16 protein-coding genes and 2 pseudogenes are annotated in these 23027 nt (G+C 66.1%); 6 read left to right on the top strand and 12 right to left on the bottom strand.

Annotation, left to right across the window (positions count from 1 at the left end; genetic code table 11):
- From AC1DYN_RS25510 to AC1DYN_RS25495, 4 genes and pseudogenes are all read right to left on the bottom strand, one after another.
- Nucleotides 1-509: pseudogene (locus tag AC1DYN_RS25510) on the bottom strand (hypothetical protein); the annotation flags it as partial.
- A gap of 118 nt (nucleotides 510-627) precedes the next feature.
- Nucleotides 628-2046 (bottom strand): AdeC/AdeK/OprM family multidrug efflux complex outer membrane factor, encoded by a 1419-nt coding sequence (gene adeC, locus AC1DYN_RS25505; protein WP_477964311.1) that lies wholly within the window; start codon nucleotides 2044-2046, stop codon nucleotides 628-630.
- A gap of 1 nt (nucleotide 2047) precedes the next feature.
- Nucleotides 2048-5206, bottom strand: a complete 3159-nt coding sequence (locus AC1DYN_RS25500; RefSeq protein WP_477964309.1) for an efflux RND transporter permease subunit — start codon at nucleotides 5204-5206, stop codon at nucleotides 2048-2050.
- A 22-nt stretch (nucleotides 5207-5228) separates the two neighbouring features.
- Nucleotides 5229-6422 (bottom strand): efflux RND transporter periplasmic adaptor subunit, encoded by a 1194-nt coding sequence (locus AC1DYN_RS25495; RefSeq protein WP_477964307.1) that lies wholly within the window; start codon nucleotides 6420-6422, stop codon nucleotides 5229-5231.
- Nucleotides 6423-6526: 104 nt separating this feature from the next.
- On the opposite strand from AC1DYN_RS25495, the gene AC1DYN_RS25490 reads away from it, so the two are divergent.
- On the top strand, nucleotides 6527-7126 hold the full coding sequence (locus AC1DYN_RS25490; protein ID WP_477964305.1) for a TetR/AcrR family transcriptional regulator: 600 nt from the start codon (nucleotides 6527-6529) through the stop codon (nucleotides 7124-7126).
- 7 nt (nucleotides 7127-7133) lie between these two features.
- Here the strand turns inward: AC1DYN_RS25490 and AC1DYN_RS25485 are convergent, their stop codons facing one another.
- Entirely contained in the window at nucleotides 7134-7754 is a 621-nt protein-coding gene (locus tag AC1DYN_RS25485) for a TetR/AcrR family transcriptional regulator (RefSeq protein WP_477964303.1), read from the bottom strand.
- Nucleotides 7755-8005: 251 nt separating this feature from the next.
- On the opposite strand from AC1DYN_RS25485, the gene AC1DYN_RS25480 reads away from it, so the two are divergent.
- From AC1DYN_RS25480 to AC1DYN_RS25470, 3 genes are all read left to right on the top strand, one after another.
- The gene (locus tag AC1DYN_RS25480) at nucleotides 8006-8563 is read left to right on the top strand and encodes a DUF1579 domain-containing protein (protein WP_477964301.1); all 558 of its coding nucleotides are present in this window, start codon (nucleotides 8006-8008) and stop codon (nucleotides 8561-8563) included.
- Complete coding sequence (locus AC1DYN_RS25475; RefSeq protein ID WP_477964299.1) at nucleotides 8560-9393, top strand: DUF3014 domain-containing protein; 834 nt, start codon at nucleotides 8560-8562, stop codon at nucleotides 9391-9393. Before AC1DYN_RS25480 ends, AC1DYN_RS25475 begins: the two co-directional genes overlap by 4 nt.
- A gap of 170 nt (nucleotides 9394-9563) precedes the next feature.
- Complete coding sequence (locus tag AC1DYN_RS25470) at nucleotides 9564-10475, top strand: hypothetical protein (RefSeq protein WP_477964297.1); 912 nt, start codon at nucleotides 9564-9566, stop codon at nucleotides 10473-10475.
- A 41-nt stretch (nucleotides 10476-10516) separates the two neighbouring features.
- Here AC1DYN_RS25470 and AC1DYN_RS25465 read toward each other — a convergent pair whose 3' ends face one another.
- The 3 genes from AC1DYN_RS25465 to AC1DYN_RS25455 form a co-directional block, all read right to left on the bottom strand.
- Nucleotides 10517-12676 carry a PAS domain-containing hybrid sensor histidine kinase/response regulator gene (locus tag AC1DYN_RS25465; protein ID WP_477964294.1) on the bottom strand — a complete coding sequence of 720 codons (2160 nt, stop codon included), beginning with the start codon at nucleotides 12674-12676 and terminating at the stop codon, nucleotides 10517-10519.
- Between the two features lie 413 nt (nucleotides 12677-13089).
- Entirely contained in the window at nucleotides 13090-14253 is a 1164-nt protein-coding gene (locus tag AC1DYN_RS25460; RefSeq protein WP_477964292.1) for an OmpA family protein, read from the bottom strand.
- Nucleotides 14254-14300: 47 nt separating this feature from the next.
- Entirely contained in the window at nucleotides 14301-15860 is a 1560-nt protein-coding gene (locus AC1DYN_RS25455) for an ice-binding family protein (RefSeq protein WP_477964290.1), read from the bottom strand.
- A gap of 127 nt (nucleotides 15861-15987) precedes the next feature.
- On the opposite strand from AC1DYN_RS25455, the pseudogene AC1DYN_RS25450 reads away from it, so the two are divergent.
- A pseudogene (locus AC1DYN_RS25450) lies at nucleotides 15988-16284 on the top strand (helix-turn-helix domain-containing protein); the annotation flags it as partial.
- Between the two features lie 44 nt (nucleotides 16285-16328).
- On the opposite strand, the gene AC1DYN_RS25445 reads toward AC1DYN_RS25450, so the two are convergent.
- The 4 genes from AC1DYN_RS25445 to AC1DYN_RS25430 form a co-directional block, all read right to left on the bottom strand.
- Nucleotides 16329-17144 (bottom strand): iron-containing redox enzyme family protein, encoded by an 816-nt coding sequence (locus AC1DYN_RS25445; RefSeq protein WP_477964288.1) that lies wholly within the window; start codon nucleotides 17142-17144, stop codon nucleotides 16329-16331.
- A gap of 139 nt (nucleotides 17145-17283) precedes the next feature.
- Entirely contained in the window at nucleotides 17284-19557 is a 2274-nt protein-coding gene (locus AC1DYN_RS25440; RefSeq protein WP_477964286.1) for a hybrid sensor histidine kinase/response regulator, read from the bottom strand.
- Between the two features lie 1107 nt (nucleotides 19558-20664).
- A complete protein-coding gene (locus AC1DYN_RS25435; RefSeq protein ID WP_477964284.1) occupies nucleotides 20665-21186 on the bottom strand; it encodes a DUF2199 domain-containing protein in 522 nt (173 codons plus the stop codon).
- Between the two features lie 184 nt (nucleotides 21187-21370).
- Nucleotides 21371-22477, bottom strand: a complete 1107-nt coding sequence (locus tag AC1DYN_RS25430) for a hypothetical protein (RefSeq protein WP_477964282.1) — start codon at nucleotides 22475-22477, stop codon at nucleotides 21371-21373.
- A 408-nt stretch (nucleotides 22478-22885) separates the two neighbouring features.
- Here AC1DYN_RS25430 and AC1DYN_RS25425 point away from each other — a divergent pair.
- Nucleotides 22886-23027, top strand: a 142-nt coding sequence (locus AC1DYN_RS25425; protein ID WP_477960262.1) for a helix-turn-helix domain-containing protein, incomplete at its 3' end; no start/stop codon positions are given.

Below are 23027 nucleotides of genomic sequence, written 5' to 3'. Positions count from 1 at the left end.
TCCTTGACGAGCTTGAAGCCGGACTGCTCGGGGTTGGGGCCGCCGGCGCGCCAGGTGCCGGGCGTGACGGTGGGCTTGGGCGTCGTGCCGGTGGCCCACGTGGTCAGGGTCGTACCCTGGTCGACTACTGATGGCGCAGGCGCAGGCGCAGGGGCAGGGGCAGGCGCGGGTGCTGGCGCCGGCGCAGGAGCGGGTGTCGGCGCCGGTGCGGGAGCGGGAGCAGGCGCGGGTGCCGGTGCAGGCGCCGGACCGATCGCACACGCCTTCTTCTTGCCGACGATCGGGTCGCCGAATGTCGCATTCGTGCACGCGATGGTTCCCGACAAGCTCTTGACGACCCATTTGCCCCGGGCGCCATACGACACCGGCCGCGGCGTCGCGCCGACGGCGCAGGTGCCGCGCTCGCTGGCGCAGAAGGTGTAGCCGGCCGGCCAATCGGCCGCGAAGGCCGGTCCGCCGATGATCGCTGCCGCGGCGGCAACGAACGTCATGCGCTGGATGTTTTTCATCATGTCCCTCGGTTGCTTTTGGTGGCGCGATTCTCGAAGCCGACCGGGGATCAGTGTTGACGGTGACGTGCGGGAGACATCCCTGATGTAATCAAACGTCTCCCGCGTTCAAGCCTGCTTACACACCCGCCTGCGACCAGCCGCCGCCCAGCACCTTGTAGAGCGTCACCAAATTCGACAGGCGCGACAGGCGCGTGCCGATCAGGTTCTGCTGCGCGCTGTACAGCGAGCGCTGCGCGTCGAGCACGCCGAGATAGCTGTCGACGCCGCGCGCGAAGCGTGCGCGCGACAGCTGGTCGCTCTCGGCCGTGGCGTCCACCAGCGACTGCTGCGCGTCCAGCTGCTCGCCCAGCGTGCTGCGCTGCGCCAGCGCGTCCGACACCTCGCGGAACGCGGTCTGGATGGCCTTCTCGTACTGGGCCACGCCGATGTCGCGGCCGATCTTCGCGATGTCGAGGTTGGCGCGGTTGGCGCCGCCATCGAAGATCGGCAGCGAGACCTGCGGCAGGAAGCTCCAGGTACCCGAGCCGCCCTGGAACAGGCCCGACAGCTCGCTGCTGGCCGAGCCGGCCGACGCGGTCAGGCTGATGCGCGGATAGAACGCTGCGCGCGCCGCGCCGATGTTGGCATTGGCCGCCTTCAAAGAGTGCTCGGCCTGCAGCACGTCGGGCCGGCGCTCCAGCAGCGCCGACGGCACGCCGGCCGGCAGATCGGGCAGCATGTTCAGCGAATCGGAGAGGGCCGCCGGCAGCAGCTCGGCGGGCACGGCCGCGCCCACCAGCAGCACCAGCGCATTGCGGTCCTGCGCCACCTGCGCGGTGTAGCGCGCCACGTCGACGCGCGCGCTGTCGACGCTGGTCTGCGCCTGCCGCAAGGCCAGGGCCGACAGCACGCCGACCTCGAAGCTGCGCTGGTTCAGCCGGTACGACTCGCCTTGGCTCGCCAGCGTGCGTTGCGCCAGGGCCAGCCGCTCCTGGTCGGCGCCCAGCGTCAGCCAGGCATTCGCGACCTCGGCCACCAGGCTGATGTGCGCGCTGCGGCGCGCCTCGCCGGTCGCGAGGAACTGCTCCAGCGCCTGCGCATCCAGGCTGCGCACCCGGCCGAACAGGTCGAGCTCGTAGGCGCTGACGCCCACGCCCGCGCTGTACTGCCGGCTGATCCCGGGGCTGCCCGGCGTGCGCAGCTTGTCGGCGGTGCGGGTGGCGCTCTGGCTGCCGGTGGCGCTGACGGCGGGGTAGGAAGCCGCCTCCTGCACGCGGTACTGTGCGCGCGCCTTCTCGATGTTCAATGCCGCCACGCGCAGGTCGCGGTTGTTGGACAGCGCGAGCGCCAGCACCCGGCGCAGGCGTTCGTCGGCGAAGAACTCGTGCCAGCCGATGTCGGCCGTGTCGGCCGACGTGGTGGCCGGTGCCGCCTCCGGGTACGCGGCCGGCACCGGCAGCGCCGGCCGTTCATAGGCGGGCATCAGGCTGCAGCCGCCGAGCGCGGCCGAACCAGCGATGCTGAAGGCCAGGGTGATCGAGGTCAGGCGGGTCATGTCAGTGGCCTTCCAGCAAGGGGATGTCGGTGTGCGGCTGCGCCATGGCAGCCCGGGACCGCCGCTCGAACAGGCGGCGCACGGTCACGAAGAACAGCGGCACGAAGAAGATCGCCAGCACGGTGCCGGTGACCATGCCGCCGACCACGGCCGTGCCCAGCGCGTTCTGCGCGCCAGCACCCGCGCCATGGCCCAGCATCAGCGGCAGCACGCCGAGGATGAAGGCGAGCGAGGTCATCAGGATCGGCCGCAGGCGCATGCGCGCCGCGGTCAACGCCGAGTCGACCAGCCCCATGCCCTGCGCGGCCAGGTCTTTCGCGAACTCGACGATCAGGATCGCGTTCTTCGATGCCAGGCCCACCGTCGTCAGCAGCCCGACCTGGAAGTACACGTCGTTCATCTTCCAGGTCAGCACCGCCGCGACCAGCGTGCCCAGCACGCCCAGCGGCACCACCAGCAGCACCGAGAACGGGATGGACCAGCTCTCGTACAGCGCCGCCAGGCACAGGAAGACCACCAGGATCGACACCGAGTACAGCAAGGCCGCATGGCCGCCGGCCTCGCGCTCCTGGCGCGACACGCCGGTCCATTCGTAGCCGATGCCCGGCGGCAGCGCGGCCGCATGGCGCTCGACCAGCGCGAGCGCCTGCCCGCTGGACAGCGTGCCGGGCAGCGCCATGCCGAGGACCTCGACCGACGGCACGCCGTTGTAGCGCTCCAGCCGCGGCGAGCCCGAGGTCCAGCCGGCCTGCGCGAACGCGCTGAACGGCACCATCGCGCCGCTCGCGTTGCGCACGAACCAGTTGTCGATGTCGCCCGGCAGCATGCGGAACGGCGCGTCGGCCTGCAGGAAGACCTTCTTCACCCGGCCCTTGTCGATGAAGTCGTTGACGTAGCTGCTGCCCCAGGCCGCCGAGAAGGTGGTGTTGACGTCGGACATCGACAGGCCGAGCGTGCCGGCCTTGTGGGCGTCGATGTCGAGGCGGAACTCGGGCGTGTCCTCCATGCCGTTGGCGCGCACGGCCACCAGGCCGGGCTCCTTCCTCAGCGCGTCCAGCAGCTGGTTGCGCGCCTTCATCAGCGCATCGTGGCCGAGGTTGGCCCGGTCCTGCAGCATCAGGTCGAAGCCGCTGGCGTTGCCGAGTTCGGAGACCGACGGCGGCGCGAACGCGAACACCGAGGCGTCGCGCAGCGCCATGAAGTGACCGATCGCCGTGTTCGCCACCGCCGAGGCCTTCTGCTCCGGGCGCGTGCGTTCGCTCCACGGCTTGAGCTTGACGAAGGCGAAGCCGGTGTTCTGGCCGCTGCCGGCGAAGCTGAAGCCGGCCACGGTGAAGATCGAATCCACCGCATCCTTGCGGTCGACCAGGAAATGCTGCTCGACCTGCTCGATCACCTTCAGCGTGCGGTCCTGCGTGGCACCGGGCGGCAGCTGCACCAGCGCGAACAGCGTGCCCTGGTCTTCGTCGGGCAGGAAGCCGGCCGGCACCTTGCTGTAGACGAAGCCGACCGCGAGCGCGAGCACGGCATAGCCGATCAGGTAGCGCCGGCCGCGGCCGAGCATGTGCCGCACCACGCCCTGGTAGCCGCGGTTGCTGCGGTCGAACCAGCGGTTGAAGGCGCCGAAGAAGCCGGTGCTGGCCAGCGCATGGCCCTTGGCGACCGGCTTGAGCAGCGTGGCGCACAGGGCCGGCGTGAGCACCATCGCGACCAGCACCGACAGCGTCATCGCCGAGACGATGGTGACGGTGAACTGGCGGTAGATCACGCCGGTGGAGCCGCCGAAGAAGGCCATCGGCACGAACACCGCGGCGAGCACCAGGGCCACGCCCACCAGCGCACCGGTGATCTGCCCCATCGACTTGCGCGTGGCCTCGAGCGGCGACAGGCCCTCTTCGCTCATCACGCGCTCGACGTTCTCGACCACCACGATGGCGTCGTCGACCAGCAGGCCGATCGCCAGCACCATCGCGAGCATCGTCAGCGTGTTGATCGAATAGCCGAACGCGGCCAGCACGCCGAAGGTGCCCAGCAGCACCACCGGCACCGCGATGGTCGGGATCAGCGTGGCGCGGAAGTTCTGCAGGAACAGGTACATCACCGCGAACACCAGCACGATCGCCTCGACCAGGGTCTTCACGACCTCCTCGATCGAGATGCGCACGAAGGGCGTCGTGTCGTACGGCTTGATCACCTTGACGCCGGGCGGGAAGAACCTGGCCAGTTCCTCGAGCCGGGCGTCGATGCGGCGCACCGTGTCGAGCGCGTTGGCGCCGGTCGCGAGCTTGATCGCCAGGCCCGCCGCCGGCTTGCCGTTGAAGCGGCCGGCGCTGCCGTAGTTCTCGCTGCCCAGCTCGATGCGGGCGACGTCGCGCAGGCGCACCGCCGAGCCGTCGGCCTGCGTGTGCAACAGGATGGCCTCGAACTCGGCGGCGGTCTTCAGCCGCGTCTGGGCGGTGATGGTCGCGTTGAGCTGCTGGTTCGGGACTGCGGGCAGGCCGCCGAGCTGCCCGGCCGAGACCTGGGCGTTCTGCGCGGCGATCGCGTTCTTCACGTCCAGCGGCGTCAGCTTGTAGCTGTTGAGCTTGTTCGGGTCGAGCCAGACGCGCATCGCGTACTGCGAGCCGAACAGCGTGGTGTCGCCCACGCCCTCGACGCGGCTGATCGCCTCGAGCACGTTGGCCGCCACGTAGTCGGACAGGTCGGAGCCGTCGAGCTTGCCGTCCTCGGACACGAAGGCCAGCACGTTCAGGAAGTTGTTGGCCGACTTGGTGACCTGCACGCCCTGCTGCTGCACCTCTTGCGGCAGCAGCGGCGTGGCCAGCGCGAGCTTGTTCTGCACCTGCACCTGGGCGGTGTCGGGGTCGGTGCCGTTCTCGAAGGTCAGCGTGAGGGTCACGCTGCCGGTCGATTCGCTGGTCGAGGACATGTAGGCCAGCCGGTCCAGGCCCTTCATCTTCTGCTCGATGACTTGGGTCACCGTGTCTTCGAGCGTCCTGGCCGAGGCGCCGGGGTAGTTGGCCGAGATGGCGACGGCCGGCGGCGCGATGGCCGGGTATTGCGCGATCGGCAGGATCTTGATCGCCATCGCACCCGCCAGCATCACGATGATGGCGAGCACCCAGGCGAAGATCGGGCGGTCGATGAAAAAGCGGGCCATGGGGGTGAGCTCCGGTGGGGTGTCAGGTCGCGGCCAGGCGCGCGGCGGGTGCGCTGGCCGGCGTGGCCGGCGAGGCGACGGGCACGGCGTTGACGGGCTGGCCCGGGCGCGCCTTCTGCTGGCCCTCGACGACCAGCCGGTCGCCGGCCTTCAGGCCCGCGGTCACGAGCCACTGGTCGCCGATGGCGCGCCCGGTGGTGATGGCACGCGCCTCGAGCCTGCCGTCGGCGCCGACCACGTAGGCGAGCGGCTTGCCGGTGCTGTCGCGGCCGACGGCCGGTTGCGGCACCAGCAAGGCCTGGTCGCTCACGCCCTCTTCCACCACGGCGCGCACGTACATGCCGGGCAGCAGCGCGCCGCCCGGGTTGGGGAACACCGCGCGCAAGGTGATCGCGCCGGTGCCCTGGTCGACCGTGACGTCCGAGAACTGCAGCTTGCCGGCGAGCGGGTAGGTGCTGCCGTCTTCCAGCAGCAGCTTGACGGCCGCGGCATCGGCGCCGCCGCTCTTCAGGTCGCCGCGCGCCAGCGCCTGGCGCAGCCGCAGCACCGCGCTGCTCGACTGCGTGACGTCGACGTAGATCGGGTCCAGCTGCTGCACCGTCGACAGCGTGCTCGCCTGGTTGGCGGTGACCAGCGCCCCCGGCGTCACCGACGACCGGCCGATGCGCCCGGAGATCGGCGACGTGACCCGGGTGTAGGCCAGGTTGATGCGGGCGGTCTCGAGTGCGGCCTTGGCGGCGGCCACGTCGGCCTCGCCCTGCTGCAGCGCGGCCGAGGCGTCGTCCTGGTCCTGCTGGCTGACGGCCTTGATCGCCACCAGTTCGCTGTAGCGCTGCGACTTCAGGCGCGTCGAGCGCAGGTTGGCCTCGCTCTTGGCCAGCGTGGCGCGCGCGCTGTCGACGCTGGCCTGGTAGCTGGCCGCGTCGATCTGGTACAGCGGCTGGCCGGCCTTCACGAGGCTGCCTTCCTGGAAGCTGCGCGCCTGGATCAGGCCGGTCACCTGCGGGCGCACCTCGGCGATCTGGTACGGCACGGTGCGGCCCGGCAGCTCGGTGCCGAGCGCCAGGCGCTGCGGCTGCACGACCAGCACGCCGACCTGCGGCGGGCCCGACGGACCGGACGGCGGGCCGTGCGGCGGGTCTCCGCACGCCGCGAGCAGTGCCGACACCAGGGCCAGCAACGCGGTGCCGCCGCTCAGGAAGGGTTTCGAAGACATGGGATGAACTCCTCTATAAACATACTCACAAGTTCAGTATAAGCTTTGACGTACCATTGGTGTCAAGCAAAAATGAACTGGCAAGTTCAAATAAAGGCGTTGACATGCGAGTCAAGACAGAGGCAAAGCGCGAGTCGATCCTGGAGATCGCGTCGCAGGTGTTCCAGGAAATGGGCTACGACCGCACGTCGATGGACGAGATCGCGGCGCGCATGGGCGGCTCGAAGGTCACGCTGTACGGCTACTTCCCGTCGAAGCAGCAGCTGTTCCTGGAAGTCGCCAACTACACCGCGATGCGCCACCTGGGCCCTGCGTACGACGAACTGGTGGTCGGCAGCGACGACCTGACCCGCGTGCTGCGCCGCTTCGGCGAGAAGTTCGTGACCTTCATCTGCACGCCGGAGGCCGTGGGCACGTACCGCATGGTGTTGTCGCAGGCCGGGCAGTCCGACATCGGCCGCGACTTCTTCGAGCTGGGGCCGAAGCGCGGCGAAGACACCGTCGCCGCCTTCCTGCAGGCCGAGATGGCCGGCGGCCGGCTGAAGCAGGCCGACCCGACGGTGGTGGCCCAGCACCTGTCGGGCCTGCTGTCGGCCGAGCTGCTGCACCGCATACTGCTGGGCGCGAGCACGTCGCCCACGCGCCAGCAGATCAAGCTGATGGTGGAGCGGGCGGTGGCGGTGTTCCTGGCCGCCTACGGCTGACGCCGGCTCAGGGCCGGGCCATCGCCTGCAGGCTCATGCGCTTGTAGGCCTCGACCAGCAAGGCCCCCTCGCTGCGCTTGTGCGCCAGCGCCAGGCGCATCGTCTCTTCGCCCAGCTGCCAGACCAGGAAAGCCAACGCCCCGACCCGCTTTGCGTCGGCCTTCGGGTGGGCGCGCTGGATGGCGGCCGCGAGGAACACGCCGCAGGCCTTGCTCTCGGCGAGCTCGATCGCCATCAGTTCGCGGTCGGCGCGCATGCCGGAGATGATGTCGCGCCGCACCGGGTTGTCGAGGAAGATCGCGTGGTACTGGTCGACCAGCGACGAGAAGGCCGCGGCCAGGCTCGCCGCGTCGTGCGCGGTGGCCAGGGCCTCGTCGATGCAGCGGCGGCTGTCGGCCGCGTACTGCTCGGCCAGCGTGCGCAGGATCGACCGCTTGTCCGGGAAGTACTGGTACAGCGATCCGATCGAGATGCCGGCCAGCGCGGCGATCTCGCTCATCTTCAGCGGCTCGCTGCCGTGCTGCGCGATCAGGCCCTCGGCCACCGAGAGGATGCGGCCCAGGCGCTCCTGGCTGCGCTGCTGCACCGGCTGGCGGCGGGCGGCGGTCGACGTGCGGGTGGCACCCATGGCGGCTCTTTCTCGAAAACGGCTTGACTTCCGAATGTGAGTATCTGTCATGTCCTTGACATGAGCAAACATCACATTCGACACGAGGAGCCCCAGTGGTCTTCGCCGGCACGGCGCTGCTGTGCCGGCCGCTGGCCGCCTGCGCCTTCTTGCGGTGGGCGTCGTGGAGCGGCAAACTGGTGCTGGCCGCGGCGCAGCGCTGCTGGCGTCGGCCTTGTTCATCGCGGCGCTGGTCGCCAAGGAGTGAGGACGTGAGAAACCTTCTGGAAGGACGCCGGCTGAGCATCGCAGCGCTCGTGGCCGCGCTCGCGCCGGTCGCGATGGCGCAGCCGCAAGCACCGGCTGCGCGAGGCGCCCGCGACTTCGATTTCCAGCGCGGCGAATGGCGCGTGCACCACCGCGTGAAGCGGCCGTCGGGCGAGTGGATCGAGTTCGACGGCACCTGCCGCAACCGCGAGCTGATCGACGGATCGGCCAACGTCGAGGAGCACACCTTCGCCCGGCCCGCCGGCGTGACCTACGGCATCGCGCTGCGCGCGTACGACGCGGCGACGGGCCAGTGGGCGATCTGGTGGGTGGACAGCCGCGCGCCGCACGGCACGCTCGACCCGCCGGTCAAGGGCCGGTTCGAGAACGGGGTCGGCACCTTCCTGTCCGAGTACGTGGCCGACGGCAAGACCCTGCACGTGCGCTTCATCTGGTCGAACATCACGCCGAAATCGGCCCACTGGGAACAGGCCCAGTCGTCCGACGGCGGCAAGACCTGGGAGACCAACTGGCTGATGGAGTTCGAACGCACATCCTCATGAAGCCCGGCACCAAGATCGTTCTCGCCCTCGCCGCCCTGGTCCTCGTCGCCGCCGGGGCCGGGTTCTGGTGGACGCGCCCGGTGGCCGTCGCCCCGTCATCGCAGGCTCGGCCGGAACCTGCGCCGGCCCAGGTGGCCGCCGCCCCGCCCATGGCGAGCTCGGGCATCCTGCATCCGATCGAGAACCTGCAGGCCGCCGATCAAGCAGCGGCCCCGGCCGACCTGCCGTCGGCCGTGACGGCGCTGTTCGGCCGCCAGGCGGTGCTGGCGCTGTTCCAGATGGACGACCTGCCGAAGCGGGTGGCCGCGACGGTGGATGGGCTGGGGCGCGAGCAGGCGTCTGCGCGCCTGTGGCCGCTTTCTCCGGCCGCAGGGCGCTTCACGGTCGAGCGCCGGGGAAGCAGCGAGACCCTGGCCGCCGACAACGGCCAGCGCTACACACCGTACGTGCTGCTGCTGGAGTCGGTGGACCTGCGCCAGGCCGTCGCGCTCTACGCGGCCTTCTACCCGCAGTTCCAGCAGGCCTACGAGGACCTGGGATACCCGGGCAAGTACTTCAACGACCGGCTGGTCGCGGTGATCGACCAGCTGCTCGTCACGCCCGACCTGAACGAGCCGATCGGCGTGCACCTGCCCACGGTCAACAGCCCGGTGCAGCCGACGCGGCCCTGGGTGCTGTACGAGTTCAACGACCCGGCGCTGCAATCGCTGGCCGCCGGCCAGCGCCTGCTGCTGCGCACCGGGCCGGTCAACGAGCGGCGCATCAAGGCCAGGCTGCGGGAGCTGCGGCGCCTGCTCACGTCGGCAGCGGCCGCATCGGCGCCGCGCTGATCCAGGACCGCGGGCTGCGGCCCGCGAAGCCGGCGCCCTCTTGGCAGAACGCAGCGACTGTGGGAGGCACTTCTGCCATCCCCAATGCAGATGATGAATCGCGGCTGAGCTGCTTGTCATTCCGATGGCTGCGCACGAAGATGCGTTGCCACGACTACGCTCAAACCGCCATGCCAGTCCGCTTCGACTCAAGCTGGGATTACGGGCTCTTCTCCCTGTGGGGCTGGATGTGTTGCGCGCAGGTCGAGAGCGACAATGAGTTGCGCAACGAGATCACGGTGCTGCACGCGAGCGCAAAGACGACGTTCGCCCAACTCAAGAAGTACGGCGATTCCAAGAGGGAGCGCGCCATAGAGCAACGTGAGTGGAAGCAATTCATCGACGCTCTCGACACGCAACCCGTCACCTACGGGAACGGCCTGACAACGCGCGACACGCTGGCAGAGATGGTTGACGACATCGCGAGGATGCTTCGCGAACAGGCAGCAGAGGCCAGGAATGCGTCGCAGCACAAGCGCGGTTCAAGTTCGAGCACGCGCAAGTCGCGCGGAAAGGAGCCTGTCTACGACGAGGCAGGGGACGGCGTCGACCTCGAAGACGACGAGGCATTTGCCATGAGCTTCTCCTCGACTCTCGGCCTGCAGGGAGGCCCAAGTTCGGTCACCTGCAGCAAGCAAAGAAAGATCAAGCCAACGTCTTTGCCAACGCCTGCCGACGAATGGCAACGTGCACGGGAGAAGATGCGCGATCACTGTACGGAAGTCGCATCCAGGCTGCAGCCCCGCTCGCGGGCGTCTACGGCTTTCGGAGATCATGGTGTGATTCAACCCGCCGTCTTGGACAAATTGCCGTCACCACGCGGGGAAACCTGGCGCCAAGGCCGCCCTGACGACACGGGCTCGGAAGTGCGAGTCTTCGTGGGAGAAGTTGGAGGCAAGGTCACCGCCACCCTGTGGAGCAACGGTTTGTCGCATGACGGCGCCAGAAGAAGCGGGAGCTTCACCTTGTACCAGCAACTCAATCCCGACAGCGCGGACTTCACCCGCCTGAGCACGAGCAAGCATCCGAAAGAGTATCCCTGACGGGGCGATCTCGGCGATCCGCCGGGCGCATCCGGACTGCTTCAGGGGCCAGGGCCCCGCATTTCGGGGCGTGCCCAGCGTGCAATCGTCGCAAAGGCCTCGTCGACCTTGATCGGCTTGGCGATGTGGTCGTTCATGCCCGCCGCCAGCACCTTCTCCCGGTCCCCGACCATCGCGTTGGCGGTCATCGCGATGACCGGCACGTCCTTCAGGTGCGGCTGCTGACGCAGCATCCGGGTCGCGGTATAGCCGTCCATCACCGGCATCTGGCAATCCATCAGCACGCAGTCGAAGCCCTGGCGGGCCAGGATGTCGAGCGCCTCCTGGCCATCGCACGCGACGCTGACGACGAGGCCGGCCCGGCTCAGCAGGTCGACGGCAAGCTCGCGGTTGATGGCGTTGTCTTCCACCAGCAGCACGCGCGCGCCGTTCAGGCTCGTGCGGTGCCGCTGCAGCGCCGCTTCACGGTGGCCGGTGCGCGTCGGGCGGAACGATTCGAGGTCCAGCGCCGCGATGCAGGCGTCGAACAGCGTCGACGGCGTGATCGGCTTGGTCAGCAAGGCCCCGACGGCCAGGTGCTGCTGATCCAGGCGCCGCTGGACTTCGTCGCGGCAAAAGGCCGTCAGCATCAGCACGGTGGGCGTCGGATGTCGCGTGGCGCGCGCGGCGAGCCGGCGCGCGCACTCCATGCCGTCCATCCCGGGCATCTGCCAGTCGAGCAACAGCAGGCGGTACGGCTCGTGGTGCTCGTCGGCGAGCGCGACCTTGCGCAGGGCGTCGGCGCCGTCGGCCGCGGTATCGGCCTGCAGGCCCAGCGCAGCGGCCATGCCGGCCAGCACCTCGCGTGCGGCTGCGTTGTCGTCCACGATCAGCACGCGGGCGCCGCGCAGGCCTTCGTGGCGCAGCACGGGCGCCGGCGCGTGCGGCTCGGGCTGCAGGCCCAGGCGCAGGCTGAACTGGAACCGGCTGCCGCGGCCCGGCTCGCTGTCGACCGCGATCTCGCCGCCCATCAGCCGCACCAGGTGCCGGCTGATCGCCAGCCCCAGGCCGGTGCCGCCGTAGCGGCGCGTGGTGGCGGCATCCGCCTGCGAGAACGGCTCGAACAGGCGGTGCTGCTGCTCGGCCGTCATGCCGATGCCGGTGTCGCGCACCTCGAAGCGCAGTTGCACCGAGCTGCTGTCGCGATCGACCACCGCGATGGACACCAGCACTTCGCCGCGCTCGGTGAACTTGACGGCGTTGTTGCCGAGGTTGAGCAGCACCTGGCCGAGGCGGGAGGGGTCGCCCATCAGCGCGGCCGGCAAGCCGGGCGGTTCGACGAACAGCAGTTCCAGGCGTTTTTCCTGGGCCCGCAGGCCGACGGTGTTGGCCAGGTTGTCCATCACGTCGCCGAGGCTGAACGGGATCACCTCCAGGTCCAGCTTGCCGGCCTCGACCTTCGAGAAGTCGAGGATGTCGTTGATGATGCCCAGCAGCGATTCGGCCGACGCGTGCACCTTCTKGACGTAGTTGGATTGCTGCGGGTCGAGGCCGCTTTGCAGCGCCAGGTAGGACATGCCGAGGATGGCGTTCATCGGCGTGCGGATCTCGTGGCTCATGTTGGCCAGGAACTCGCTCTTCGCGCGCGTGGCGGACTCGGCCGCGTGCTGGGCCCGCTTCAGGTCGGTGATGTCGAGCGAGATGCCGCCGATGGCGTCAGGCCTGCCGCTGCTGTCCTGCAAGGGGAAGACATGGGTCTGGAAGGTGCGCATCTCGCCGTTCGCGCCGGGCATGCGGTGTTCGGCGCGAAGCACCTGGCCCTGGGAGGCGACGCGCCGGTCCTCGCCCGCCATGCGCTCGGCGTTGGCGCGGTCGAGCAGGTCGCTGTCGCACTTGCCGACCAGCGACTCGCCCGCATGGCCGAGGACGCTCGCGAGCAGCGCGTTGTGGCGCAGGTAGCGGCCTTCGAGGTCTTTCACGTAGATGGCGGCCGGCACGTTCTCGATGATGGCTTGCAAGGCGTTGCGGCTGCGTTCGAGTTCGGCAATGCGCGCCGCCAGCCGGCGATGGGCGAGGCGCAGGCGCTGCAGCACGACGGCGGCGCCGGCCAGCAGGAGCACGCCGGCGAGCAGGCCGATCCACAGCCATCGAGGGTGCAGCCCGGCTGCGTCGTCGGTGCCTTGGGCCAAGGCCTTGCCGGCCGTGGCGGCGAACAGGCACACGCAAGCCCCGGGCAGCCACGCCGCCCGGCGGTTCCCGTATCCCGGCCGAATGAGTTTCATTGCACGAAACACTCAGTGTCGACGCGGGGCCAGTGTAGAGCGTCGGCTTCGCTGCCACACGGGTGGCGCGGTACAACAAAAAAAGCCCTGGAGCGTTGCGTCTCCAGGGCTTCTTGCAACACGACCGGGCCGGGGACACACGCATCCCACTATCGAAGAGGCAGCAGCGAGCGGCAAGTTTCTGCATGGGTTGCTGCATCAAAGGTGATCTGGTCGTGGCGGTGCACAGCACGTTGGTGACTTGCCGCCGCGGCCTCGCGAGTGTTTCTCCGACGTTCGACCGTCGAGTTCGGGAACCCGACAATGAAGACGCTGCCCACCAGGAAAGGGCCGAAAGCCCCAGAACGTAGCGCTCAGCGCGTCCCGGTTACCTCGACCTCGACGCGACGATCGGCCTGCAGGCAGGCGATCAGCTTGGCGCTGGGTGCCGTGCCGCGGCACTCGGATGGATTGCTGACAGGTGTTGATTCCCCCTTGCCGACCGCCGAGACCTTGGACGCATCGATGCCGACCGAGTTGACCAAGTAGGTCTTGACCGACTCCGCACGGCGCGACGACAGCTTCTGGTTGTAAGCACTCGAGCCGAGCCGATCGGTGTGGCCTTCGACGGTGATCACGGTGTACTGCGTACCGACCAGTTCTTTCGCCAAGCTGTCCAAGGCATGTCGGCCTTCGGGCTTCACGTCCGAGTGGTCGAAGGCGAACAGCGAATCCGCTGCAAAACTCACGCGTCGCGGCGCTGGTACGACGACGACGGGCGCGATCGGCGCGGCCACCGCGACGACCGGCGCAGGTGCCGGCGCCGGCGCCGGCTCGACATAGGCCGGGGTCGCCATCGCCCGCGGTGCCGCTGCGGGCGCGCGGCCGAACGGCACGACCAGGCTCACAGAGAAGAGATTCACGTCACCATGGTTGCCGACCGCGTCGTTGATGCGGTAGCGCTCGGCTTCGGCACGCACAAGGAACGACGGGCTGATTTCATACTGCAGACCGGCGCCGAACTTGTAGTTCGCAGCGCGCTTGCCGGGGTTCGGGTCCTGAACGCTGACCGCGCCAGTCCCGCTGAACGTGTCGCGTGCCTGGGCGTACTGCGCGCCGACCCGCCCGATGGCCGACAGCCCGCCCGTGAGCGGCAGCGTGCCCACGAGGTCGACGTTCACGCCCCTCAGCCTGATCTGCCCGTTCAAGGTGCCGGCCGGCACAGTGGTGGATGAGAATCCGAACTTGCCGAGGTCGAAGTACCCGCCCTCGATCGCGAAGTTTCGATTGAGCTGGTAGCCCCCGAACAACTTGTAGGCTGTATCGTGTTCGTCGCGCGTCATCGAGGTCGTGGTCAGACCAACGCCCGACAGGGTCGACGTGATCCGGTCTTCGTCAATCTTCGCGCGGGACTGGCCCAGTGAGACGCCACCGTAGAAGTAGCCCCCTTCCTGTGCCCAGGTCGGCGCCGCGACGACGCTCATCAGCGACCCGATTCCGAACAAGCAGGTTCGGCGCAGTGCATGGGTGTTGTTCATCTTGCTCTTCCGAGAAGTCCCGCGTTGGCGTGTGATCGTGAACGCGTTCATGGCGCGACGATCGTGGTGTTGACCATGGTCACCGAGGCGGTGAGCCCGATGGCGCGTCCCGTGAGGGTCGTCTGAATGGTCTGCCCGGCAGTCGAGATCGTCACGCCAGCCGGCGCGATGATCGTCCCCACCATCGAGCTGCCGTCCTCGATGCGTGCGGCACTGCCGACCTGCCAGTAGACGTTGCCGGCCTGAGCGCCGTTGATCAGCAACACGCGACGCGGCGTGGCGCCGAGGCCCACGGTCAGTGCCGACGCGCTCTGGAACACCCAGACTGCGTTGGCGTCGCCCTGCGCGTCCAGCGTCAGGTCGCCGGTCGTGACCGAGAAGGTCCCGCCGGCGGCGGTGTAGACGGCCGGGGGCAGCACCAAGCCGCCAAGCTGGCCGGCCCCAGGGTCGCCTCCGGGGGGCAGCGCGGCGAGGTCGTTGTAGGCGGTCTGCGCATCGGCGCGCGCCTGGGTTGCAATCGCGATCGACGACGCGGTACCCGGCGCCGGCGGAGCGCAGTTGATGCTGCCGTTGACGGCGCCGATGTTGAGCGGCGTCTGCGTGTAGACATTCGCCGCGTCATGGAAGCCGGTCACGAGCGTACAGGCCGCAGTGGTTCCGAGGTTGCCGCCCACGACCGTGTTGATGCCCTGGTTGGTGACGCCAGCGCCACCGCCGAAGGCACCGAACGACGCGACGGAGCGCAGGTTGACCGCGGCGACGCACGCCTGCGTCCCGGTCGAGAAGGTCCAGACCTGGTCGGTCGCCAGCGGATTGCCGGCGAGGTCCTTGACACCGCTGGCACCGGACTTGATCGTGACGACGAACGGCCGGCCGGGGGCGAAGCCCGCCGCGTTGGTGGGCACGAAGGTCGCCACCATGCTCGCTGGCGCGTAGCTCACGGTACCCGGAACCGCCGTGCCGCCGTCGCTCACGAGGAAGGTCGTCGCGTCGATGGTCGCAGCGTCCATCGGTTCGCTGAACGTGGCGTTGGCCGACTTCGTCAGGCAAACGCCGGTGCTCGCATTGGGTGGGCTGACGTTCGTCACGGTCGGTGCCAGCAGGTCGCCGCTGGCACCGGTCGTGAAGGTCCAACTGTGATTGCCGGCCGCCGGCAGAACCGCCTGGTTGCCCGCCAGCGCGTTGCCGACCAAGTCGGTGGCCTGCGCGGTGATGGTGGCGGTGAACACGCTGTTCGCGGCGAGCACGCCGGCTGCGGGTGTGAAGGTGGCCGTCTTCGCCGCCACCGAGTAGCTCACGCTTCCGGCCACGGCCGAGCCCAGCGTGGTGTTCGTCAACACGACACTCGTGTCGCTGACCGTCCCCGGTGCCATGGCTTCGCTGAAGGTCGCTGTGATCTTGGTGTTGGTGAACACCGTCGTTGCGCCCGGCGCGGGCGCTGTCAGGACGACGGTGGGTCGTGAGCTGTCCGTCAACGGAACGATGCCCACGCTTGGTGAGCCGAGGATGGGATCAAGACCACCCCCACCGCACCCGCCGACAAAGGCAGGCAGCAGAGCGAAGGCCAAGGCGGTCCGCGAAGTAATGAGGCGGAAGAACAGATTCATGGTGAATTCCCTGCGGGATGGCCGCGTTGAGCGTCTTGCATCGGACTCCCCCTTGTGGCCTTGCAAGGCGGCGCTGTCTGTGCGACAGCGAACTCTCGTGCCAAGGGATCTGCGGCTTTCTTCTTGAGCGTGGATCTCGGCCTGCACAGGACATCACCCCAGGGATGAAGGTCTCAAGACCGTGCTACGCCGCAACCTGCTGCTGCGCTACACGCAGGAGCTGATCGCCAACATGCTGGGCGTGCGCCGCGAAGGCGTCACCGAGGCCGGGCTGATTCGCTATGCGCGCGGGCGCATCACCGTGCTCGACCGGCCCGGGCTGGAGCGGCGCACCTGCGAGTGCCACGCCGTCGCAGCAAGGGAGTCCGATCGACTCTCGCCCGCGCTCGCAACGGTGCAAGAGCTGGGCGGCACGCACCCGTAGCCTGGCGCGAAAGCCCTATCGCGCCGATTGGTGCCGATTTCCTTCTACGCGGCATCGAGTGCGTCGAAGGCGCCCAATGTCGATGCGTTGGAAGCCGTTTCGTCGAAACCGCCGTGCATCGCCGCCATCATCGCACTGTCGAGCGACATCTCCATGTAGCGGTAGCTCGACCGGATCGCACGCCGCACGGCGGCCACATCCGCACTCGATGGCGCGTGGCCGAGCAACGTCGCAACAATGTCAAGCGCCTCCCAAGGATGCGTGTCGTCGTACTCGGCATGGACCTTCAGCCATCGCATCGCTGGAACGCGAATGTCGTCCGGCAGCGATTTCGAGTAGGTGTCCTTCGAGCAAACCACGCATGACCACTCGCCCGTCGCGCCTTCGACTGCATAGTTCGTCGCGGCCATCGCGACCGCAAGACTCGCCTTGTCGCAGACATACCAGCACCAGTGAGCGAGGGCCTCGAGTTCCTCTGCATCCTCCCCGGCTCGCAGGTCGTCGAGCGTCAAGCCGGTTGCGCCCGCCCAGGTGGCCCAGTGCTCGGAGTGCTTCTGTTCGACGCGGATGTTCTGAATCAGGTAGCGCCGCGCCATGTCCTCGCCCACGCTGTCGCCATAACCCACCTTTTTCAGATTCATTGCCATGAACCTGGGGAATTGCTCGATGGTTGGCCAGATGCCCACCAGGAAGCGGCGCATCGCTGGCAGCGGCAATTTGGCTTCCCTCATCAGAGCGAAGAGTTCGTGCTCGACCACGCGACGCTTGTGCGGGGTCGTTTCATGAACGACGCATTGCAGCCAGACCGGATAGCTGCCCATGTTCTTCAAGTTACCTGTTCGACGAAACTCGGTTGACATGGCATCCCCTGCAGTTGTGTTGCAGGTTGGTGCATGAACCGTGCCTGTAACCTGGTCGACAGCCCAGGGTGTGTCGCACGATGACATGGCCCGCCTGGTCACGCTGGCGCCAACGGCCCTCCCCGGCCGCGAGTGGCCTCTATGCGTAGGCTTCCTGGCTGTGCTTGTCCAGCATCGCGAGCAATTCTTCGAAGACGATTGGCTTTGTCATATAGCTCTCGAACCCGCAGCCCAGCGCGGTCCTGATCTGCTCCGGAAGCGCGTCGGCCGAAAGTGCGACCAGGGGAATATCTCGAGTGGACCGATCCCGCTGCAGTTCCTTGGCGAGCTGGATTCCCGTCATGTCGCCAAGGTTCATGTCGATGAGCATCAGATCCGGGGCGTCGAGCCGTGCCATCTCCAGCGCATGCTTACCATTGGTCGCGACGCGAAGCGACACGCCGCGCCGCAATGTGACGATCTGGCGTACCAACTCAGCGTTCACCTCGTTGTCTTCTGCGTAGAGCACCCTCAGGGAGCACCCGTTGATGCCAGGGATTCTGTGGCTCCGCGGGGGATCCGCACTGATGATCGGCGGATCTGACAGCGGCAGGGACAAGGTCGCACACGTCCCTTCGCCATAGACGCTGCTGATGACGAGCGTGCCTCCCATCATCTCGGTGAGTTGCCTCGACAGAACGAGCCCGATACCGGTCCCCTCCACCGTGGACGATTCAGCCCCCAGGCGGTTGAAAGGTTCGAAAAGGCTTGCGAGCCGGTCGACAGCGATCCCGCACCCTGTGTCGATGATCCTCACGACGCAGTCGGCGCCGCAAACCTCCCAGGTCAGCGTGACGCGACCACCCGGCTTGTTGTATTTGACGGCGTTGGTCAGCAGATTGACGAGCACCTGCCGCAGGCGAACCGGATCCGCCTTGACTTCGATGTCCTTCGCGCGCGCTGCTGCCAGGATGCCTGCCTCGGCATCGATGTGCTCGCAGACGACTGCAGCGGACAGGAAGATTTCGATGCCGGCTGCCGTCACCAGAGGCGACACCATCGTGGTGGCTTCCTCGACCACCTGAAGCAGTCGCACCGCCTCCGTCGAGACCGCCATCCCTCCGGACTCGATTCGCGACAGATCGAGCACATCGTTGACGAGCGCGAGAAGGTGGGCGCCGGAATTTTCGATGTACTGAACCTGTTCGAGCTGGCCGACGGAAAGCGGCCTGGAGGCGTCCATCCGGAGCAACTTGGAGAAACCGATGACCGCGTTCAACGGTGTGCGCAACTCGTGGCTCATGCGCGAGAGGAACTCGGTCTTCGCTCGGTTGGAGGCCTCCGATGTTTCGCGAGCGCGTCTCTCGATGTCTGCTGACCGCCTCGACGTCACGTCTCGCAATACGATCGTCGTCAGCGTTGAACGCTCGGTTTGCAGTCGCGAGAGTGACGCCTCGGCCGGGAACCCGGCGCCATCCTCACGCGCTCCCTCGACTTCCAGAAGGGACTCGGAGGTCGTCGGCACCAGGGGGACGGCTGCCCCGTCCGGCAACCTCACGAACCTGTCGACCGATGTCCCCAACGCCTCGGCGGCGCCTACGCTGAAGAGTCTTTCCGCCGCACGATTGAAGAGGACCACCGTCCGCTGCTCGTCCACCGTCACGACGCCGTCGGTCACCGCATCGATCAGTCGCTCCATGCGGAGTTCGGCCGCTGCCTGGAGACGGGCGCTGCGGCGGATGAAGACGAGACCGGAGACAATCAGCAAGAGGGCGATGAAGGCATTGAGGCCCAACAGCAGCTTTTGGGTTGTTCTGGAAGCTTCACCCAGTTGGAGCGAGAACGCGCTTGTGAGCCGAGTGAGCCGCTCGTTCAGCTCAGGGGTCCTGCGGCGCATCTCGTCGACCTCTGCGGATTGGGGGTCGCCTGCGAGGATTCGCTGCCGCGCACGTTCGACCAAGCCGCGCATCTCTTCGATCGTCCGATCGCCCTCCGTCCAGGTGGCGATGGGAGTGGATATGAAGGAAACGTGCTGGAACAAGCGAAACATGCGGATGAGGCCGTCGATATCGTCCGGGTGATTGCCGCCCTTCAGAAATCCACGCCTCGCGGCGGCGATGTCCGGCTCTGCTTGTTGGAGCGCCTCGCGTGCGGCGCGATCGCCAAGCGAGTTCGCAAGCGCCGACATGAAGTGCTGGTAGTCCGCCTCGCGGTGCCCTTCTGCATAGTCCAGGAGGTAGAGCTGCGCGTCCCTTTGCCCCTTGGAGTAGAGGCTCTCCCCCGTGATGTAGGCTCGAACCGTCGAAAGCATCTGGATGCTGAATGCCGCCACCGACGCTTGCAAGAGGGTCATCGCGACGAAGATGGCGATGGTCGGCCCGTAGCGTGGCATCTGTGCCTTGCGCGCAGCGCCCGGCACCGGTGTCCTTTTCATGGGGAGCGTGCCGATGCATTCGCCGAGCGACGGATGCTACGACCAACCTGCTCGATGTCGAACATGAGACTGACTACCCCCTGGGCCTGGCCCCGCGTGTCCAGGGCCACATGGTGTCTTCGCAGAAAGCATGGCGCGTGATCGCTCCGCCCGACAGTTTCGAGAAACGGGTTGGTGGCCCGAGGAGCGCATGAACCGTGCATTTAGTTGGGGGGCCTCCGATCGGTTGCAAGATCAGCTGGACGACGGGATTGGCGACTACATCGGCGGGACCAACGAGAGAGTCAGCCCCTGGCAACCACGCCATGGCTTGTCGGCGTCGTCGGATGACCGATGAGCGGCGCTGTCGGCAACRTATCAATGGATGGTTGACGGAGGTTGCTCAATCTTCTCTCGCGAGCCAATGGGTTGCCTTCATGGGTAGTTGTTGATCAGCTATCGATTTCGTATCACTCACGCACAGGCCCTTCCCTCGAGCGCGAGGTGTTCCTCCATTGCTCAGCCAGCTTTGCGTCGATCATTTGACAGGCCTTGGTCATCGCGTTCTCCATCGCATCGGCTGCGGAGTCGAACTCAGTCGCAGGGAATTGCTGCCATGATTCATCGCACACCGTATCCGCCGCCACTGAGAAGCTGGCCGTGAACCGCCGGTACCATGCACGCTGCAGAGGTTCAAGCTCAGACCAGTTTGCCGGGGGTGCAACCTCCGTCCAGCGCGCAGTGACCGCACACCCTCTGTAGCCGATGTTCCGTTGATTTGACATAGGTTCGCACGAGTCGAAATGGGAAGCCCCCAGAATGCGCGCGGAGGTGATACTTCTGCGTCAGCGAGGCCGCCGCAGATCGCAGCGCCACCGAGATGCCGTCGTGTAGGCCAAGGTGCCGCCCAAATCCCATGGCGTCGGACGGTGACTCCGCAGCAATTGCGCCAAGATTGACCTATGAGGCAAGCCTTTCGACGATTCGCGGTCATACGTTCAGACTTCGGAGGCGACTGCCTCATATCGACCCGTTGCGGTCGGTCGACTATGCCCAGTAGCTCCTCCGAAAGCTGTCGCTCAACGTTTGAGCTAACGCCGGCCAATGGCCGTCCGACGGAGCGAATGGTTAAGCTTTATGGAGCGCCCGCTCCGCGATCTGCTGAGCACGCGACGCGGAAATGCCATGGACTTGATCGATCACCAATGGGTCGTCTTCTGGATCGCCCCTATGTAGYACCACCTTTGGGCGCTGGCCGTCAAGCTGGACGACAACATCAGCCGCACGTGAACCTTCGTATGGATAGGCCGGAATCGAGTTGCAGACCCAGCCGAAGAACCCATCACCCTCGCCTGGTGACTCGTATGTTTCGACGTAGCGAGTAAAACTCTTCTCGCTCAGAGACACCCAGACTCCCCAAAGGAACGGCTCCTCGACGCCGTGAATCGGAACTTCCAGAATGGCGCGAATGAAATGATCGGTACCTCCTGCGTGAGTGATGGTGCAGAAGTCGCTGTTGATCTTCCCCATTGCCTCGCGCTGCTCTTCTGAAAGGCAAGCGTACTGATCAGGCATTTGATATCCGATGCTCGGAGACCCTTCATGGATCTCACCGCAGCATGTGCATTTGAAGGCGAATATGGCGGCCATGGTGGCTAGAGAGGTTGGATTTCGAGACGTCGCGTGCATGGCATGAACGTCGACACTCAAATGGGTCGGAATTCATTGTGTGAGTCCGTACATCTGGCGCAGATTCGGGGGTGATCATGGTTGCCATCCTGCCACCTCAGCCGCTCGGGACGTGTGGGAGGTTTCGAGAAGTGTCCAAATGGGCCTAGATGCCATGGTGTATTTTCACCCCAGCCGCGTCCAGGGTCCGTTGAACGGCTGCCGCGTCATCGCGGTTGAATCCGGATGTTCGAGAATTTATCCAGAAAGTCGCCTTGGGTCGGAAGCTAGCGTCTTCAATCCTGTACTCGACAAACAGAGGAAATGCCTTGGAGCTGAATCGCTCCTGCGGAGCGGCCAGGCGAGTTCCCGTTGGGGCATTGACAACTTGCTTGCGATCGTAGTGCAAAGTCACTACCACCTTCAGTCCTGCATTCGCCCTCAAGCCCACTGCCTTCTCTAAAACGAGCATGTACGTGTTGCAACCGAATGATCCGCAGAATAGATTCGACCGCTCGGTTTCTCCTCCAAGTGCTTCTCCTTTGATGTGGCACCATTCGAATTTGTGACTATCGGCGAATTGTGTTCTGTAAGACCTGGCAAACTGGTATGCGCGGGTAATCCCGTTGCGCGTTTGGAGCAGTGCGAGATGAGGATTGCTGTTCTTTCCGGTGTAGTGCTGTGTCATGACCTTGCCAGGATCGGCTTTTGGCTCTTGACTCTTGTTTGATTTCCTGAAGGGTATTGAATAGGTTTTTTTCCCGCCGATCTGCAGTTCTACAGGCCTGGTGAATGACCTGTGGATGTCTTCATTCGATTGGAGGCTCGGGTCATGCCGATACGGATTCGAATCGAGGAATCGCATGTCCATGTTGAAGTGGTGAGAATCCTGGACGAATTCTTCGTCGTCGCTTCCACTGTCGGCCTCTTCGTCTTCTTCGGTGTTCCTGATCCGCGGCGCAGAATCTGCCCTGATTCTTGCAATGAGTTTCACATCCCGATCATGCATCTCCACGGTCGGCAGGACTTCAAAACCGTTTCCCGGCACTTTCGCATAGATGGTCTTTACTGCCGCCAGATCCATGCGGAATTTCCTATTGCAACGAGGGCATTCCTTGATTTTCAAGACAGCCTCAACCTGTCCGACAGGGGTATTTTCGCCTGTCAAGCCGCCCTTGATTCGGACGAATAATTGCCTGCCATCGCGGTTCTGCATCGCGTAGATCGGGCATTCATCTACCAAATTTGAATCGTGGCTAACTGGTGCGTACATGTTTCATCCTTGCAATGGGTAGTGGCGTGATATGGCAACAACGAAGCGAGCTTAGTTCCCTCAGCCCCCCGGCAGTACTGTCAACTATTACAGTAACGAATTGCGAACTTCATTGATCTCCACTCCAAGTAACCCGATAGGGCACTTCTCGAAACCTCCCGCACGTCCTGACCGGCTGAGCTGGCAGGATGGCAACCATGATCACCCCGCGCATCAAACCCTCCGCGTTCTGGCGGGGAGAGCCCAAGGCTGGGGTCAATGCCAATCAGCTTAGTAGTCTCTTGCTCTGCAGAATCACTGGCTGTTGATTTCCATCCAGAACTGACCCACTGAGCCCGAGGATTTCCATCCAAAACTGACCCACGCAAGAACCCTAACCTGCTGCTTTTGGTGGCAGGGAGCGAAGGAGTGATTGACGTGGCGACACTGAGTGTCATCAGGCGCTGGGCACTGCGCGAGCAACTGTCCATCCGAGAGATAGCCCGGCGCACGGGCCTGTCTCGCAACACCATCAGGCGGTACCTGCGAGACGATGCGGTCGAGCCGCAGT

The sequence above is a fragment of the Rhizobacter sp. P2_D12 genome, assembly GCF_056404395.1.
This window is presented reverse-complemented; position numbering and strand designations above follow the sequence as displayed.

What these genes read in the sequence shown, in the direction of transcription:
- adeC (WP_477964311.1), bottom strand. Translation starts at nt 2,046, where the DNA reads ATGACCCGCCTGACCTCGATCACCCTGGCCTTCAGCATCGCTGGTTCG.
- AC1DYN_RS25500 (WP_477964309.1), bottom strand. Translation starts at nt 5,206, where the DNA reads ATGGCCCGCTTTTTCATCGACCGCCCGATCTTCGCCTGGGTGCTCGCC.
- AC1DYN_RS25495 (WP_477964307.1), bottom strand. Translation starts at nt 6,422, where the DNA reads ATGTCTTCGAAACCCTTCCTGAGCGGCGGCACCGCGTTGCTGGCCCTG.
- AC1DYN_RS25490 (WP_477964305.1), top strand. Translation starts at nt 6,527, where the DNA reads ATGCGAGTCAAGACAGAGGCAAAGCGCGAGTCGATCCTGGAGATCGCG.
- AC1DYN_RS25485 (WP_477964303.1), bottom strand. Translation starts at nt 7,754, where the DNA reads ATGGGTGCCACCCGCACGTCGACCGCCGCCCGCCGCCAGCCGGTGCAG.
- AC1DYN_RS25475 (WP_477964299.1), top strand. Translation starts at nt 8,560, where the DNA reads ATGAAGCCCGGCACCAAGATCGTTCTCGCCCTCGCCGCCCTGGTCCTC.
- AC1DYN_RS25470 (WP_477964297.1), top strand. Translation starts at nt 9,564, where the DNA reads ATGCCAGTCCGCTTCGACTCAAGCTGGGATTACGGGCTCTTCTCCCTG.
- AC1DYN_RS25460 (WP_477964292.1), bottom strand. Translation starts at nt 14,253, where the DNA reads ATGAACAACACCCATGCACTGCGCCGAACCTGCTTGTTCGGAATCGGG.
- AC1DYN_RS25455 (WP_477964290.1), bottom strand. Translation starts at nt 15,860, where the DNA reads ATGAATCTGTTCTTCCGCCTCATTACTTCGCGGACCGCCTTGGCCTTC.
- AC1DYN_RS25445 (WP_477964288.1), bottom strand. Translation starts at nt 17,144, where the DNA reads ATGTCAACCGAGTTTCGTCGAACAGGTAACTTGAAGAACATGGGCAGC.
- AC1DYN_RS25440 (WP_477964286.1), bottom strand. Translation starts at nt 19,557, where the DNA reads ATGAAAAGGACACCGGTGCCGGGCGCTGCGCGCAAGGCACAGATGCCA.
- AC1DYN_RS25430 (WP_477964282.1), bottom strand. Translation starts at nt 22,477, where the DNA reads ATGTACGCACCAGTTAGCCACGATTCAAATTTGGTAGATGAATGCCCG.